Source organism: Methylobacterium fujisawaense (assembly GCF_014138435.1).
GTDB lineage: Bacteria > Pseudomonadota > Alphaproteobacteria > Rhizobiales > Beijerinckiaceae > Methylobacterium > Methylobacterium fujisawaense.
Window position 1 is genome coordinate 305,516 of record NZ_JACJIM010000005.1, and the last position, 14,913, is coordinate 320,428.

10 protein-coding genes are annotated in these 14,913 nt (G+C 68.9%); 4 read left to right on the top strand and 6 right to left on the bottom strand.

The annotated features are described in order from the left end of the window. Position 1 precedes the first annotated feature (1 nt). Entirely contained in the window at positions 2–1,444 is a 1,443-nt protein-coding gene (locus GGQ91_RS17325) for a cytochrome ubiquinol oxidase subunit I (protein WP_043382211.1), read from the bottom strand. Positions 1,445–1,636: 192 nt separating this feature from the next. Here GGQ91_RS17325 and GGQ91_RS17330 point away from each other — a divergent pair, with 192 nt between their 5' ends. Beyond that, entirely contained in the window at positions 1,637–2,449 is an 813-nt protein-coding gene (locus GGQ91_RS17330) for a universal stress protein (protein WP_182592501.1), read from the top strand. Positions 2,450–2,619: 170 nt separating this feature from the next. On the opposite strand, the gene GGQ91_RS17335 is transcribed toward GGQ91_RS17330, so the two are convergent. The 4 genes from GGQ91_RS17335 to pucL all read right to left on the bottom strand — a co-directional run bounded on the left by GGQ91_RS17335 (position 2,620) and on the right by pucL (position 9,336). Then, on the bottom strand, positions 2,620–3,549 hold the full coding sequence (locus tag GGQ91_RS17335) for a substrate-binding domain-containing protein (protein WP_246410739.1): 930 nt from the start codon (positions 3,547–3,549) through the stop codon (positions 2,620–2,622). A 60-nt stretch (positions 3,550–3,609) separates the two neighbouring features. Continuing rightward, complete coding sequence (locus tag GGQ91_RS17340; protein WP_182592503.1) at positions 3,610–5,319, bottom strand: methyl-accepting chemotaxis protein; 1,710 nt, start codon at positions 5,317–5,319, stop codon at positions 3,610–3,612. A gap of 1,228 nt (positions 5,320–6,547) precedes the next feature. Continuing rightward, positions 6,548–8,032, bottom strand: a complete 1,485-nt coding sequence (locus tag GGQ91_RS17345) for a methyl-accepting chemotaxis protein (protein WP_043356429.1) — start codon at positions 8,030–8,032, stop codon at positions 6,548–6,550. A gap of 461 nt (positions 8,033–8,493) precedes the next feature. Beyond that, the gene (pucL, locus tag GGQ91_RS17350; RefSeq protein ID WP_182592504.1) at positions 8,494–9,336 is read right to left on the bottom strand and encodes a factor-independent urate hydroxylase; all 843 of its coding nucleotides are present in this window, start codon (positions 9,334–9,336) and stop codon (positions 8,494–8,496) included. Positions 9,337–9,508: 172 nt separating this feature from the next. Here pucL and GGQ91_RS17355 point away from each other — a divergent pair, with 172 nt between their 5' ends. Genes GGQ91_RS17355 through GGQ91_RS17365 form a run of 3 tightly spaced genes read left to right on the top strand, consistent with a single transcriptional unit; the run spans position 9,509 to position 14,420 of the window. Then, positions 9,509–10,348 carry an FAD binding domain-containing protein gene (locus GGQ91_RS17355; RefSeq protein WP_182592505.1) on the top strand — a complete coding sequence of 280 codons (840 nt, stop codon included), beginning with the start codon at positions 9,509–9,511 and terminating at the stop codon, positions 10,346–10,348. Further along, positions 10,345–13,080, top strand: a complete 2,736-nt coding sequence (locus GGQ91_RS17360) for a molybdopterin-dependent oxidoreductase (protein ID WP_182592506.1) — start codon at positions 10,345–10,347, stop codon at positions 13,078–13,080. The genes GGQ91_RS17355 and GGQ91_RS17360 overlap by 4 nt, the downstream gene beginning before the upstream one ends. After that, complete coding sequence (locus GGQ91_RS17365) at positions 13,080–14,420, top strand: NCS2 family permease (protein WP_075381556.1); 1,341 nt, start codon at positions 13,080–13,082, stop codon at positions 14,418–14,420. The genes GGQ91_RS17360 and GGQ91_RS17365 overlap by 1 nt, the downstream gene beginning before the upstream one ends. Before the next feature lie 16 nt (positions 14,421–14,436). Here GGQ91_RS17365 and GGQ91_RS17370 read toward each other — a convergent pair whose 3' ends face one another. Next, positions 14,437–14,883, bottom strand: coding sequence for a PTS sugar transporter subunit IIA (locus GGQ91_RS17370; protein WP_182592507.1), 447 nt, complete (start codon positions 14,881–14,883; stop codon positions 14,437–14,439). Positions 14,884–14,913 lie beyond the last annotated feature (30 nt).

Sequence of the window (14,913 nt, forward strand, 5' to 3'; positions counted from 1 at the left end):
CCTACTCCGCGGGCTGGGCGAGGGGACGGCCGGCGCCGGGCGTGCCGGAGACCAGGGCGGGCGCGGGCGTGATGCCGGCGGTGCGGATCGGCTGCCCCGGGGGCGGCCCGGGCTCATGGACGTGCGGCGTCTGGTTGAACAGGTGCAGGAGGTACCAGATGCCGGCGCCGAAGACGGCGAGGTAGACCGCCGCGAAGGCCGCCAGGGAGGCCGCGACCGCCGGGGCCGCCACCGGGGAGACGCTGTCGACGGTGCGCAGCGCGCCGTAGACGGTGAAGGGTTGACGGCCCGCCTCCGTGACCGTCCAGCCTGCCGTGACGGCGATCAATCCGGACGGCCCCATGGCGACGGCGAAGCGGTGAAGCCACGGCGTGTCGTACAGCCGCCCCTGACGGCGCAGCCAGAGCGCGGCTAGACCCAGGGCGATCATCAGAAGGCCGAGCGCAACCATGATCCGGAACGACCAGAACACCAGGGGTAGGTTGGTCGGCCACTGATCGCGCGGGATGTCCCTGAGACCGCGAACCTCGCCGTCGAGGTCGTGGGTCAGATAGAGGCTGGCTAGACCGGGGATGCCGATCCGATTCTGCACCACGCCCGCATTCGCGTCGGGCCAGCCGAACAGGATCGCGGGGGCGCGGCGCTCGGTCTCGAAATGTCCCTCCATGGCGGCGACCTTGGCGGGCTGGTGCGCGTAGGAATTGCCGCCGTGCAGGTCGCCGATCACCAGCTGGGCCGGAGCCACCACGGCGGCCATCCACATGGCCATGGAGAACATCAGCCGCGCCTGGCGATTGCTCCGGTCGCGCAGCAGATGCCACGCACCCACCGCCCCGACGATCATCGCGGTGGTGAGATAGGCGCCCGTGACCGTGTGGGCGAAGCGGTAGGGGAAGGACGGGTTGAAGATGATCGCCAGCCAGTCGGCCGGTTCGAAGCGCCCGTCCGGCCCGATGGCGTGGCCGGTGGGGGTCTGCATCCAGGAATTGGCCGACAGGATCCAGAATGCGGAGGTCAGCGTGCCGAAGGCGACGAGGCAGGTCGCCAGGAAGTGCAGCCCCTTGCCGACCCGCTCCAGGCCGAACAGCATGACGCCGAGGAAGCCCGCCTCCAGAAAGAAGGCCGTCAGAACCTCGTAGCCGAGCAGGGGGCCGAGCACCGGCGCCGTCCGGTCGGCGAAGACCGACCAGTTGGTGCCGAACTGGTAGCTCATGACCAGGCCGGAGACGACGCCCATCGCGAAGGCGACCGCGAAGACGCGGAGCCAGTACCGATAGGTATCCAGATAGACGGCCTCGCCGGTCCTGAGCCAGAAGCCTTCGAGGACCGCGAGATAGCTCGCAAGTCCGATGGTGAAGGCCGGGAACAGGAAGTGCCAGACGACGGTGAGCGCGAATTGGGCTCGCGCGAGATCGACTGCGCTCGGCAGTTCGAGAGCGGACATCACGGTCTCCCAGGGGACGAACGGGCCGGATGTGCCGCAGCTTGAGCGCTGCCGCGTTGATTCAGCTCAAGGCTGGAGCGCGCGAATCCGACAAGCCGGTGCGGTGGCGATTGCGCTGGATCAAGGCTGCGGCCCCTCCCACCGACCATACGGCTCTGGTCGGGGCCGTGTGTCGGTCGCGCGGAGACCGCCATGTCCTATGCCAACATCCTCGTTTCCGTGGACTTCGCGGAATCGACGCCCGACCGCGTGCGGCTGGCGGCGGCCTTGGCGCGCCGCTTCGATGCGACGCTGACCGGCGCGGCCGCCGCCGAGGTGCCGGCCCCCCTGTTTGCCCATGACATCCGCGACGCGCAGGCCCAGCACGAGCGCCTCAAGGCCGAAGTCCTCGTGGACCTTGAGCAGGCGCAGGCGATCTTCGCGCGCTGCGCAGGCGCGGCACCGCGGACCGCTTGGTGTGGCGGCCTCGACCGGCCGTCCGCTCATCTCGTGGACAAGGGCCGTGCCGCCGACCTGATCGTCGTCGGCCGGGCCGGCGAGAGCGAGATCGACCCCGGGCCGTTCGGCGTGGCGATCGCGCCGGTTCTGATGGAGGCCGGACGGCCGGTCCTCGTCGTTCCCTCGCGCGTCAGAGGGGAGCCGGGCCGGCGCATCGTCGTGGCCTGGAAGGATTCGCCGGAGGCGCGACGGGCGGTAGCCGGGGCCCTGCCGTTCCTGCGCTCGGCGGATCGGGTCTTCGTCGCCACGGCGGGCGAAGGCGCCCGCCTGGAAGGCGCGGACGAGGTGGCCGCTCATCTCGCGCTCCACGGCGCGTCCGTCGCCACGAATCTGTTGTCTCCGACGGTCAGCGATGGCGACGAGATCCTGCGTTTTGCTCACGACCAGCAGGCTGACCTGATCGTCATGGGCGCGTACGGACACTCACGCCTGCGGGAATGGATCTTCGGCGGCGCGACACGCCACATCCTTCACGCGACCAATGTCTGCTGCCTGATGGCGCATTGACGGGCTGCGGCGATGCTTCGTCGTCGGGGATCGGTCATCCGCACGTCGCCAAACGAAGCCGGATCATCCGCGCGACCCGAGCGGATGACCGTGCGGGCCGCGTCCTTGCTCCGCAGGCGCGGCCTGCCGCTACGCCACGCGGCACCAAACGGGAGAGGTCCGCCCCGGTTCTAGCGGGAGAAGTGGGTGGTCGACATCCGGTCCGTGACGAGTTCGGACGGCACCCAGTCAAATTGCGGCACCGGCTCATGCCGGATCAAAGCCAGGGCATCATCGATCGCACGACGGCCTTGTAAGCTCGCATCCTGGTGGATCGTTACGGCAAGCCGTTTGTCCTGCATGGCCTGCATCCCGGCGGCGGTCGCATCCATGCCGCCGATCAGGATTTGGCCCGCCGATATTCCGGCCGCCTCCGCGGCTTCGGCAGCACCGATCGCCATCTCGTCGGTGACGGCCGCGATCGCATCGATGGCCGGCTTCCGGGCGAGCCAATCGGCCACCGCGGCTCGGGCCGCCGAACGGTCGCAGTCCACCGCCGCCTCCGCGACCAGCCGGAGGCCCGGGGATTCGGCCAGGACCTCCTTCACGCCCTCGGCGCGAAGCGTCGACCCGGGGTGCGACGTGCAGCCCGCAAGGATCCCCACCCGGCCCCTCCCGTCCAGCATCTGCCCAAGCTTGCGCATCTGCAACCGCCCGGCGACGAGGTCATCCGGCTGGACGAAGGCGACTCGTCCGGCGAACCAAGCCGAACGGGGTGCGCCGTTGACGGCGACCAGCGGAACATCCGCCTCTTGCGCCAGCCGGATGATCGCGGCCCAAGCCGACGGATCGACAGGGCTCACCACGAGCGCATCGACCTTCTCGGCGATGACGCGCCGGGCCTGCGCGATCTGCTGCGCGCCCGCGCCCTCCGGCGCATAGTCGAAATGCACCGTAATCCCGCGCGCCACCGCGTGCTCCTGCAGGCTGTCGTGCAGAAGGCGGGTGAGGGCCGCCGGCGGAGTCATCAGAACGGCGATCGTGGTGGCAGTCGCCGGTTTCGCGCAGACGATGACGGCGAGAGCCCCGGCCCAGGCGGCTCGTCGCAGGCGCGAGCGCATCTGCGCCCGATCTGTCCGGCCCATGACGCTCGCTCCGTTCCGGTCGTTCCGTGCCGCGCGTCAGGCCGCGCGGAGATTGTCGAGAAAGCCTGCGATCTCGCCGCCGAGACGTTCGGCGTCCCGCGACAAGCTGCGGGCCGCGGCCAACATGCCGGCCGCGACCGTGTCGGCCTCCGCGGCCGGATCGGTTGTTCCTGTGATGTCGAAGCCGGGTTCCACGGCGTCGGCGGTACAGGGGATGACGATCTGGACGGCCTCCCGCGCTGCAGCGCCCTGCTGCTCGACGGCGACGGCGATCGAAGCCGCCGCCCGGCTCATATCGGCGATCCGGGCGGTGATGCCTGCGATCGCCGACGTCGCCTCGACAGTCGATCCCTGCAGTTCGGCCACGTGCCGGCCGATGACTTCGGTGGCCTCTTTGGTCTGTCCCGCCAGGGTCTTCACTTCGGCGGCCACAACCGCAAATCCGCGCCCTGCCTCACCGGCCCGCGCGGCTTCGATCGCGGCATTGAGGGCGAGGAGATGGGTCTGGGCGGCAATCTTGGTGATCATGCGGACCACATCGCCGATCCGGTCCGCGGCGCCGCTGAGGGCTTGAACACGCGAGAGGGTCTGTTCCGCCTCCACCGCCGCGCCACCTGCCAGAGACGCCGTGATCTCGGCTTGGCGATTGACCTCGTGGGCCGCAGAGTCGAACGCCCCGGTAGCGGCGGCAATCCGCCGGACGTCGGACTGAGCCTGTTCCGCTGCGGCGGCCATCGTCGCCGCGTGACTCGTCGTCAACGTGACCATCTCGCACAGTCTCTCGGCCGTGGCGCGCAGCTCCGCCGAGTCGGATGACACGGTCTCGACAACCCCGCCGATCTCCGCTTCGAACCGCTCCGTCATGTTGCGAAACGCGTCACGGCGTTGCTGTTCACGGTGCGCCTGCACCCGGGCCGCCTCCTCTTCGCGGCGTTCGGCGTGCCGAATCCTGTTCTCACAGGCCCTGAGAGCCCCCGCCATCGCGCCGAGTTCGACGTCCTGCATCAGGGTGGAAATCGGAACCGTCGACCCGTTCTCCGCCCATCGCCGCAGGGTGGCGGTGATCGCCGACACCGGTCGAACGACATGGCGCAGGACGATCCACGCCAGCCCGAGGCTGATCGATGCGGAGGCCGACACGGCCATGGCGAGCGCCCACCACGCCATCCGGCCGGTTGTATCGACGGTCTTGGCTTCTTCGGCGATCCTGCCTTGACGGTTCATGAGCAACGCGTCGACTGCCTGCAGAAGCGCTGCCGCATCGGCCTCCAGCACCGTCGACAGGACCTGGTCGGCCAGTTCGCGTTCCCCGGCCCGGTCGAGGGCGGCCGCCTCGGCCCCGACAGCGAGGACGTGCTGCCAAGCTACGCGCAGAGTTGTCGCCAGCTTTTGGTCATCGGGCGCCGTAACGGTCGAAAGATACGCGCTCCAGGCGGCCGAGAGCGATCGATGCGCCGCGTCGATCTTGACGAAGCTTTCACGACGGGCCTCCTCAGTCGGCGCAGCGTGCGCCAGAACCGCAAGCGTCCGAAGATCCTGACTCAGTTGCTTGATGGTGCCGAGCAGGGTTGTGGCCTTGATCTCACCGGCCAGGGTGCGACTCGCTGCTTCGACAATGCCGATCCGGACTGCAGAGACCAATCCGACACCAACCGGAAGACAGAACATCGTCACGGCAAATGCAATAACGATCGATCGAACGCTTAATTCAAGCCGCAGCCCAAGAAATGACAGACGCACATGCATCCAATGATTTCCGATAAGATCATTGGACTGACTTCTATAAAATAATCTCTCCGGAATCAACGCTCGTAGAAAGACATGTATTAAACTTGAATGATCTTATATTAAAACATACTTGACTAGTAAAATACAAACAGGCTAAGCAAATATAATGATATTCGCATCTATCACTCTTTAGATGACCGTCTCATTTGCGGGCGGACGATCTCCGCAGATTGAGTGTCGCGCGTCGCAAATCTGATCTGCCTGTGGGCGGCACACGCCGCCCGTCGCGCTGCGGCACGCCGCCGATCCCATCCGCACATCGCTTGCACGCCGGATCGGCCGCGCCGCCTGCCGAGCGCCGCAGATGCGCCGCTCAGTCTACCCCGCCAACGCCGGGCGAGGCTGCGTCTGCACCGAGGTCAGAGCGGCTTGGTCTGCTGGGCGCGCATCCATAACAGGCCGGCCAAGCCCATCCACGGGCACACGAAGACGATGAAGGCGACCAATCCCATGGATCATCTCCCGGCGAACCGTGTGTGACGTCAAGAAACGCTCGCCGATTTCGCCGGATCCGCCTCATTGTCCGCAGCCCGAGCTTGGCGCGCCATCGCGATCAATTCCGATGCCGTAAAGCCGCGGTGCGGGGGCGGTTCAGGGAGGTTACCCGGGGTCGGCAAGCGCGGCGCCGGCGGAAGGGGCGATGCCCGCCCCGGCCACAACCGCTTCAGCCGACCTGCCTTGCGCAAGGTTCGCTCCACCACGCATCCGTCTCCCGCTCATGAACTGCGGTGACGGGTAGGCGAGGGCCTGCCGCCGGGTAAGCCGGCTCGGGACAAGTGTGCAGCCGAGGCCCGGCGCGTGGCGTATGGCCCACCCTCTGGGCGGCCGCCGGCATTGCCCTATGGCACGCTCTTCAGACGCGAGACGCACAGGGGCTCAGACCCGATCAGCCCGCACCGCCGGTTGCCGTGCGGACAGCCGGTGCAGTTGAGCTGTCTCGTCATCCGCGACATTGCCGTCGACGCTCGAAGTCCGGCTGGTCGGACCGGCGCGCGAGCCCGAAGGTCTCGTTCTGCAAAGTCGTTTGACCAAATTGCTTCAAATACAGCTCATTGCGGCGCACGATATCGAATGAGCCACCAATTTCGTCCGGCTCCGGATGGGCGGTCCGTCGTACGCGAGTGCCGACGCGCGTGCGGATAGCGGCGGAAGTGTTTGACCCGCGCGACGTCCGGCCCTTCCACCTTCAGCCGAAGGCGCGCGAAGCTTCCCGGACCTGACGCGTCGCCCGGTCTGCGCGGGCGCTGGCCTGCGCGATCGTGTTCATGCCCGCCGAGATCGCGGACACATCCTGCGCTGCGGTCTGCATGCTGCCGGACATCGCCCGCATGACCACGGATTGTTCTTCCACCGCAGCCGCGAGGGTGGACGATACCGTGTTCAACGTATGGATCGTTCCCTGGATCGCGTCGATGGCGTCGACGGCCTCACGGGTTGCTGACTGGGTAGAGGCGATCTGGAGTCGGATCTGGTCCGTCGCCCGGCCGGTCTGGGCGGCGAGGGTCTTCACCTCCGTGGCCACCACCGCGAAGCCGCGTCCGGCCGCGCCGGCCCGCGCCGCCTCGATGGTCGCGTTCAAAGCCAACAGGTTGGTCTGGGCAGCGATCCCGGAAATGAGGCCGAGGACATCGCCGATCTGGGTGGCGTTTTCGCTGAGCCCCGTCACGATCTGACCGGTGCGCTGCGCCTGTTCCACGGCTTGTCCCGCGACATCCGCCGCGTGGTTCACCTGCCGATTCATGTCGTCCACCGACGCGGACAGCTTTTCCGCGCCGATGGCGACGGACTGGATGTCGCTCGACACGCGGCCGACGCGCGTGACCGCCTCGTCGGCTTGGCGCGTGACGTCCGCCACGGCGCCGCCAATGGCGTCGAGCTCATCGCCGATCGCGCGCTGCGCGGCCGCGCGCTGCTGACGTTCATGGACTTGCGCAGTGATGTCGGTGGCGAATTTGACGACTCGGATCGGTTTGCCGTCCACGTCGGTGATGGGGTTGTACGTCGCCTGGATCCAGATTTCGCGACCGCCCTTTCCGGTACGTTTGAAGGCCCCGGATTGAAATTCGCCGCGCGCCAGCGCCGCCCAGAACAGGCGGTAAGCCTCGCTGGTGCGCTCGGCCTCGCTCACGAACAGGCTGTGATGGCGTCCGACGATCTCGTCCAGTTCGTAACCCACCGCGGTCAGAAAATTGGGATTGGCGGTGACGATGGTGCCGTCGAGGGAGAAGGCGATGACGGCCTGCGAGCGATGCAGCGCGGTGATCTGCCCTTCGAGATCGAGGGTTCGCAGCTTCTGCGCCGTGATGTCGGTGGCGAATTTGACGATCTTCACCGGCTTGCCGCCCGCGTCGAGCACCGGATTGTAGGTTGCCTGGATCCAGACCTCGCGGCCACCCTTGGCGAGGCGCTTGTACTCGGCGCTCTCGAACGTACCGTGCCGCAGGCTCTCCCAGAAACGGCGATAGTCCTCACTCTCTCGCACGGCCGGTTCGACGAACAGGCTGTGGTGACGGCCCTGGATTTCCGCGAGCGTGTAGCCCATGGCCGCGAGAAAGTTCTCGTTGGCGTCCAGAATTGTGCCGTCGAGCGCGAACTCAATCGTGGCAAGGGATCGGCTCAAAGCTGCAAGTTTTGCGGCTTGGTCGTTCCGAGTCCTGAGTCCCTCGAACATTGATCCTCCACATATCACGACCGCGGTGCGGCAGAAGCGCACAACAGCACGGTCGAAGCTGGCTTTTATCTAGTCCAGGCGTCGTTTGTCGTCCCAAACGACCTTGGGTTCTCACCGACGCCCCAGCCAATCGACATCTTTCATAGGTGCGGACCGTTTCAGTGCCGTTAAGGGCCCGCCGCCCTACATCAGAATCACACGCGATGACCGGCGAGAACGGACTGTTCAGTAAACCCCGAGTCATCGCCCAGAGATTGTGCCCTTACGTTTCAGGGCTTGATCTTGGACAATCCTGCGTTGTGCGCAGCGTGAGCTTTTCCGGCGGACTGACGCGCCGTCCCTCTGCTCCGGCGCCGCGCAACCGGGATCCGCCCTGCCGGCGGCGGTCGGCGGTCCCGCTGCCGCCGGGGGGGCACCGGGGGACATGCGCCGTTTCCAGGCCCGTCGCGCGTCGAGGGACGTCAGGCGGTCCGGCCGATCGTCGCCTCGATGCGACCGGCAGGCTCATCCGTCGGCAGAAAGATGGTTCCAGCGTTGTCGAGGCCGAAGGAAGTGAGGTCGATCGGCAGGTAATGCTTGTTGGGCATCACGAAGCCGATCTCGGCGAGTTCCGGAACGGCGTCGAGCGCGGCCTCACCCATCCGGTACATGCTGTCCTGAATGCCGCGGCTGTAGGTCGTGCCGAACACCGTGAGCAGCGTCTGGAGGATGCGGGCATTGGCCTCGCTGCAATCGGGAGGGGGCGACGCCCAGGTCCAGGTCGCATCCATGCTGGTGGCGGCGATGCGATCCGTCGTATCCGGCAGCGTCCGGTATCGGTCCGCAACGAAATCCGACCAGCCCGATTGGGTCGTCTTCATGAAGGTGTAGCCCCGCAGGCCGGAGCGCAGCGTCGAACCGGCTCGGCTGGCGGTCAGCGCCACGAAGCCGGTGCCGTTCCCGTCCCGCGTGAAGGTATGCCCGTGCGGCGCGCCCGCAATCGCGTGACGCAGCCAGCGGATCTCCTCTGCCTCGATGGCGACGGCCTCGATCTGCGGATAGGTCTCGAGCAGGACCTGCGCGACCGCGGCGACGAAGGCCTCCGCGTCGAGAGTCAGGTTCTGCGCCGCCGTGACGTTGACGATGTTCCTGATGCTGTCGGTGGCGATGGCGGCGCGGTTATCCCCCGTGGTCCAGGCGGCCTCGAAGCGGCCGGTCAGCATGACCGACAGCGTCAGCTCCCGCGGCGTATGGTGCTCGCCGTCGCGGGCGAGACGCAGCACACGAACCCGCTCCTTGCCGTAGCGCGATGCCGTCAGGGCCATGGGGATCTCCGAGCGGGCCGCAGCCGGCCATCTCACGCGATTCTGATTCATCCTAGGCCGAGGCGAGCGGGGGCGCCAAGGTTCCCCGGCACCGCCGCGGCTTGACCGGTGCCTCATATCGGCCGGCATAGTGAAGGGCCGGACCGAACCGGCGCCGGACCGGCGAGGGGGCATGGACCTCAACACCATCGAGACCGTCCTGCGTCCGCGCAGCCGGATCGAGTTGCCCGCCTGGCAGGATGGCGATGCCTGCCTGGGCGGCGGCACGTGGCTGTTCTCCGAGCCGCAGGTCGGGATGCGGCGCCTCATCGACCTCGCGAGCCTCGGCTGGCCGCCGCACACGATCGACGCAGGCGGCCTCACGCTGGCTGCGACCTGCACCATCGCGCAGCTCGACCGGCTGGAATTGCCGCCGGGCTGGAACGCGGCGCCCCTGGTCGGCCCGTGCTGTCGGGCGCTGCTCGGCTCCTTCAAGATCTGGAACGTGGCCACGGTCGGCGGCAATGTCTGCCTCGCCCTCCCGGCCGGCCCGATGATCGCCCTCGCGACCGCCCTGGACGCGACCTGCACGATCTGGTCCGCGGACGGGACCGAGCGCCACGTCCCGGTGATCGACTTCGTCCTCGGTCCGCAGCGCAATGCCCTGAGACCGGGGGAAGTCCTCCGCAGCCTCTCGATGCCGGCCGCTGCCCTTGCGCGCCGCACGGCGTTTCGCCGCGTCAGCCTCAGCCCGAACGGCCGTTCCGGCGCGCTGCTCATCGGGACGCGCGCCGCGGACGGCGCCTTCGCGCTGACCGTCACGGCCTCGGTGACGCGTCCGCTCCGCCTAACCTTCGACGGGCTGCCGGGTCCGGATGCGCTGACGCGTGCCCTCGACGCTGCGATTCCGGATGCCCTCTATTACGACGATGTCCACGGCCGGCCCGACTGGCGCCGCCACATGACCCGGCACTTCGCCGAGGAGATCCGCGCGTCGCTCGACGCGGCGCCGTCGCCGGGAGCCGCGTCATGAACGTTATGATCAACGGCGCGATGCACGAGGGTTCGCCGCGGGCCGGACAGTGCCTGCGGACCTATCTGCGCGAGGCGGGCTGGTTCGGCGTCAAGAAGGGCTGCGATGCCGGCGATTGCGGCGCCTGCACGATTCATCTCGACGGCGAGCCGGTCCACAGCTGCCTCGTCCCGGCATTCCGCGCCGAGGGCCGGAGCGTGACGACGATCGAAGGCCTGGCGGGTCCCTGCCATCCCGACGATCCCGAGCCCGCCGAGTTCCATCCGACGCAGCAGGCCTTCCTGGACGCCCAGGGTTTCCAGTGCGGGTTCTGCACGCCGGGCATGATCATGACGGCGGCGAGGCTCGACCAGGGGCAGAAGCAGGATCTCGGCACCGCCCTCAAGGGCAATCTCTGCCGCTGTACCGGCTACCGCGCCATCCGCGAGGCCATCGCGGGCAGCGCAAGGTCCGTGGAGCGCGGCGGCTGTGGAGATCCGGTCGGGCGGAACTGCCCGGCGCCGGCTGCGCCGCTTGTGGTGTCCGGTCGCGCCCGTTTCACCCTGGACGCCCCGCTCGGCGACACGCTCCATCTCAAGGTCCTGCGCTCGCCCCATGCCCATGCCCGGATCGTGGCGATCGACGCCGCGGCAGCGCGCGCCGTCCCGGGGGTCGTGGCCGTGCTGACCCATGCGGACGCACCGCCGCGCCGGTTCTCCACCGGCCGCCACGAGGATCCGCGGGACGATGCGTCCGACACGCGGGTGCTCGACCCGATCCTGCGCTTCGTGGGCCAGCGCGTCGCCGCCGTGGTGGCGGAGTCTGAAGCGGCCGCCGAGGCCGGCTGCCGGGCCCTGCAGGTCACCTACGAGGTCCGCCCGGCGCTCCTCGATCCGGACCGCGCCCTGGAGCCCGACGCACCCCGGGTCCACGATCCCCGCGACGGCCCGGGCGATGATGCGCCGCCCCTCGGACGCCACCCCAACCTCGCCGGCGAGGTCCACGGCGCTGTCGGCGACGTGGAGGTCGGCCTGGCCGAAGCCGACTTCGTCTATGCCGGGACGTTCCGGTCGCAGCGCGTCCAGCACGCCGCCATGGAGACCCATGGCTGCATCGGATGGCGCGCCGAGGACGGCCGCCTGACGCTGCGCACGAGCACCCAGGTGCCGTTCCTGACCCGGGACGCGCTGGCGGACCTGTTCGGCCTGGAGAAGGACGCGGTGCGCGTGGTCTGCGCCCGGGTCGGGGGCGGCTTCGGCGGCAAGCAGGAGATGCTCACCGAGGATCTCGTCGCCCTGGCGGTCCTGCACACCGGCCGGCCGGTCCGCTGGGAGCTGACCCGCCGGGAACAGTTCGTCGGAACCACGACGCGTCATCCGATGCGGGTGGATGTGAAGGTCGGCGCCCGGCGCGACGGCACGCTGACGGCGCTCAGCCTGGACGTCCTGTCCGACACCGGCGCCTACGGCAACCACGCCGGCGGCGTGATCCATCACGCCTGCAACGAGGTGCTGGCCGCCTATGTCTGCCCCAACAAGCGGGTCGATGGCCGCGCCGTCTACACCCATACGCTGCCGGCGGGAGCCTTCCGGGGCTATGGGCTGAGCCAGACCATCTTCGCCCTGGAATCCGCCCTGGACGAGGTCGCCCGCGGGCTCGGCCTCGACCCCTTCGCGCTGCGGCGGCACAACGCCGTCAAGCCGGGCGACGCCCTGGTGTCGAACAGCCTGGAGCCCCACGACGTGGTGTTCGGCAGCTACGGCCTCGACCAGTGCCTGACCCTGGTCGAGGAGGCGCTACAAGCCGATCCGGGACCGGAGCCGGAGGCCGGCTGGCGCTGCGGAACCGGCATGGCGATGGCGATGATCGACACGATTCCCCCGCGCGGCCACCATGCCGATGCGCGGGTCGGCCTGGACGCCGACGGGCATTTTACCGTGCGCGTCGGGACGGCGGAGTTCGGCAACGGCACCAGCACGGTGCATCGGCAGATCGCGGCCTCGGCGCTCGGCGTCACGCCGGAGCGCGTTCGCATCGCGGGCGCGGACACCGATGGCGTCGGCCACGATACAGGCGCCTATGGCAGCACGGGGACCGTTGTGGCGGGTCTGGCGACGCTCCGCGCCGCGGAGGCGCTCGCGGTCCGGATCCGCACGCGGGCGGCGGAAATCGCGGGTGCGTCCCCGGATTCTTGCCGCGTGGCGGGGGATGTCGTCGAGACGCCGGCCGGGCCGGTGACGCTCGCGGCGATCGGACCGCTCGACGCGGCCGGCCGGGCCGACGGCAGCCCGCGCTCGGTGGCGTTCAACGTCCACGCCTTCCGGGTCGCGGTCGATCCCGTGAGCGGGCTGGTGCGCATCCTGAGGAGCGTTCACGCCGCCGATGCCGGGCGGGTCATCAATCCGATGCAGTGCCGCGGACAGGTCGAGGGCGGCGTCGCGCAGGCGATCGGCGCAGCGCTCTACGAGGAGGTCCGCGTCGGTGCGGACGGGAGCCTCATCACGCAGACATTCCGCGACTACCACATCCCCGCCTGCGCCGACGTGCCGGACACCGAGGTCCTGTTCGCCGACACGTACGACAGCATCGGCCCCCTTGGCGCCAAGTCGATGAGCGAGTCGCCCTTCAACCCGGTGGCGGCGGCGCTCGGCAACGCGATCCGCGACGCGACCGGCGCGAGGCTGACCGCGACCCCCTTCGCCCCCGACAGGATCTACCGGGCCGTGGCGGCCGGCAGGACCGGGCTCTCGTGATGGATCAACCGCGGGATGCCACGCCGGCGGCCAAACCCGGCTTTCTGGAGCGCACCTTCCGCCTCGCCGAGCACGGCACCAGCGTGCGCACAGAGGTGCTGGCGGGGCTGACCACCTTCCTGACGATGGCCTACATCGTCTTCATCAATCCGAGCATCCTGGCGGATGCCGGCATGCCGCGGGGCGCCGTGTTCGTGGCGACCTGCCTCGTGGCGGCGCTCGGCTCGCTGATCATGGCGCTCTACGCCAATTACCCGATCGCCCTCGCGCCCGGGATGGGGCTCAACGCCTACTTCACCTACGTGGTGGTCCAGCAACTCGGCTTCAGCTGGCAGGCCGCCCTCGGGGCGGTGTTCATCTCGGGGCTGTGTTTCCTGATCGTCACCCTGACCGGGCTGCGCGCGCTCATCGTCGACGGGATCCCGCGCTCCATGCGCATCGCCATCACGGTGGGGATCGGCCTGTTCCTGGCGATCATCGCGCTCAAGAATGCCGGCCTCGTGGCGGCGAATCCCGCGACCCTCGTCACCCTCGGCGATCTGCACAAGCCCGAGACGATCCTGGCGGTGGTCGGCTTCCTGATGGTGGCCGTTCTGTCCGCGCGGAAGGTTCGGGCGGCGCTGCTCGCCAGCATCCTGACGGTTACCGCTTTGAGCTTCGTGTTCGCCGGCAACACCTTCCAGGGTGTCGTCGCCCTCCCGCCTTCCATCACCCCGACGCTCTTTGCCCTCGACATTCCGGGGGCGCTCTCGGCGGGCCTGCTCAACGTGATCCTGGTCTTGTTCCTGGTCGAGCTGTTCGACGCCACCGGAACGCTGATGGGCGTGGCGAACCGCGCCGGGCTCCTGACAGACGGGCGGATGCGCCGCCTCGACCGGGCCTTGATGGCCGATTCCGTCTCGGTCTTCGCGGGCGCGCTTCTCGGCACGTCGAGCACCACGGCCTATCTGGAGAGCGCCTCCGGCGTGGAGGAGGGCGGCCGCACCGGGCTGACGGCCGCCACCGTGGCGGTTCTGTTCCTCGCCTGCCTGTTCTTCGCCCCCCTGGCCGGTGCCGTCCCGGCCTACGCCACGGCACCGGCGCTGTTCTACGTCGCCTGCCTGATGCTGCGGGAGTTGGTGGAGCTCGACTGGGACGATCTCACTGAGGTGGTGCCGGCCTGCGTGACGGCCCTCCTGATGCCCTTCACCTACTCGATCGCCACCGGCGTCTCCTGCGGGTTCATCACCTACGCGGCGCTGAAGCTGCTCGCCGGCCGGGCCCGGGAGGTGAAGCCGATCGTCTGGGTGATCGCGGCGGTGTTCCTGTTCAAGTTCGTCGAGACGGGCGGGGCGCATTGACGGCCGGGCCGCACGGCTACCGGGGCATCGCCGCCTCATAGAGAGCCGCCGCATCCCGTGCCACACGCATGGCCGCGGCGGCCTCGGGATCGCGCAGGCGCCGTGCCACGCAGGCCAGAGCGTTCAGCGGCTCGCCCTCAGCGGCCGTGGGGAGCAGCAACAGGAAGACGAGGTCCACAGGCCGGTCGTCGACCGCCTCGAAATCGATCGGCTCACGGAGCCGGGCGAGGATCCCGTACGGGCGCGTCACCGCGTCGAGGCGCGCATGCGGCAGGGCGATGCCGTCTCCGATCCCGGTCGAGCCGAGGGTCTCGCGCCGGACGAGCGCCGGATGGATCGCCCCCGCGCTCAGGCCGAGGGCGCCGGCTGCACGGCGGGCCAGCTCCTCGAGCAACGCGCCTTTGCTGGCCATGCGCAGGCCGACGAGGGCGTCGGCCGGCATGAGGATCTGGTCCACGGTCATCGCGCGAAATCGCGGGCGCAGGGACGCATC

Excerpts from the sequence above, each read along its gene's own strand:
- GGQ91_RS17365 (WP_075381556.1), top strand. The coding sequence starts at position 13,080 with ATGGATCAACCGCGGGATGCCACGCCGGCGGCCAAACCCGGCTTTCTG.
- GGQ91_RS17330 (WP_182592501.1), top strand. The coding sequence starts at position 1,637 with ATGTCCTATGCCAACATCCTCGTTTCCGTGGACTTCGCGGAATCGACG.
- GGQ91_RS17370 (WP_182592507.1), bottom strand. The coding sequence starts at position 14,883 with ATGACCGTGGACCAGATCCTCATGCCGGCCGACGCCCTCGTCGGCCTG.
- GGQ91_RS17355 (WP_182592505.1), top strand. The coding sequence starts at position 9,509 with ATGGACCTCAACACCATCGAGACCGTCCTGCGTCCGCGCAGCCGGATC.
- GGQ91_RS17345 (WP_043356429.1), bottom strand. The coding sequence starts at position 8,032 with ATGTTCGAGGGACTCAGGACTCGGAACGACCAAGCCGCAAAACTTGCA.
- GGQ91_RS17335 (WP_246410739.1), bottom strand. The coding sequence starts at position 3,549 with ATGCGCTCGCGCCTGCGACGAGCCGCCTGGGCCGGGGCTCTCGCCGTC.
- GGQ91_RS17325 (WP_043382211.1), bottom strand. The coding sequence starts at position 1,444 with ATGTCCGCTCTCGAACTGCCGAGCGCAGTCGATCTCGCGCGAGCCCAA.
- GGQ91_RS17360 (WP_182592506.1), top strand. The coding sequence starts at position 10,345 with ATGAACGTTATGATCAACGGCGCGATGCACGAGGGTTCGCCGCGGGCC.
- GGQ91_RS17340 (WP_182592503.1), bottom strand. The coding sequence starts at position 5,319 with ATGCATGTGCGTCTGTCATTTCTTGGGCTGCGGCTTGAATTAAGCGTT.
- pucL (WP_182592504.1), bottom strand. The coding sequence starts at position 9,336 with ATGGCCCTGACGGCATCGCGCTACGGCAAGGAGCGGGTTCGTGTGCTG.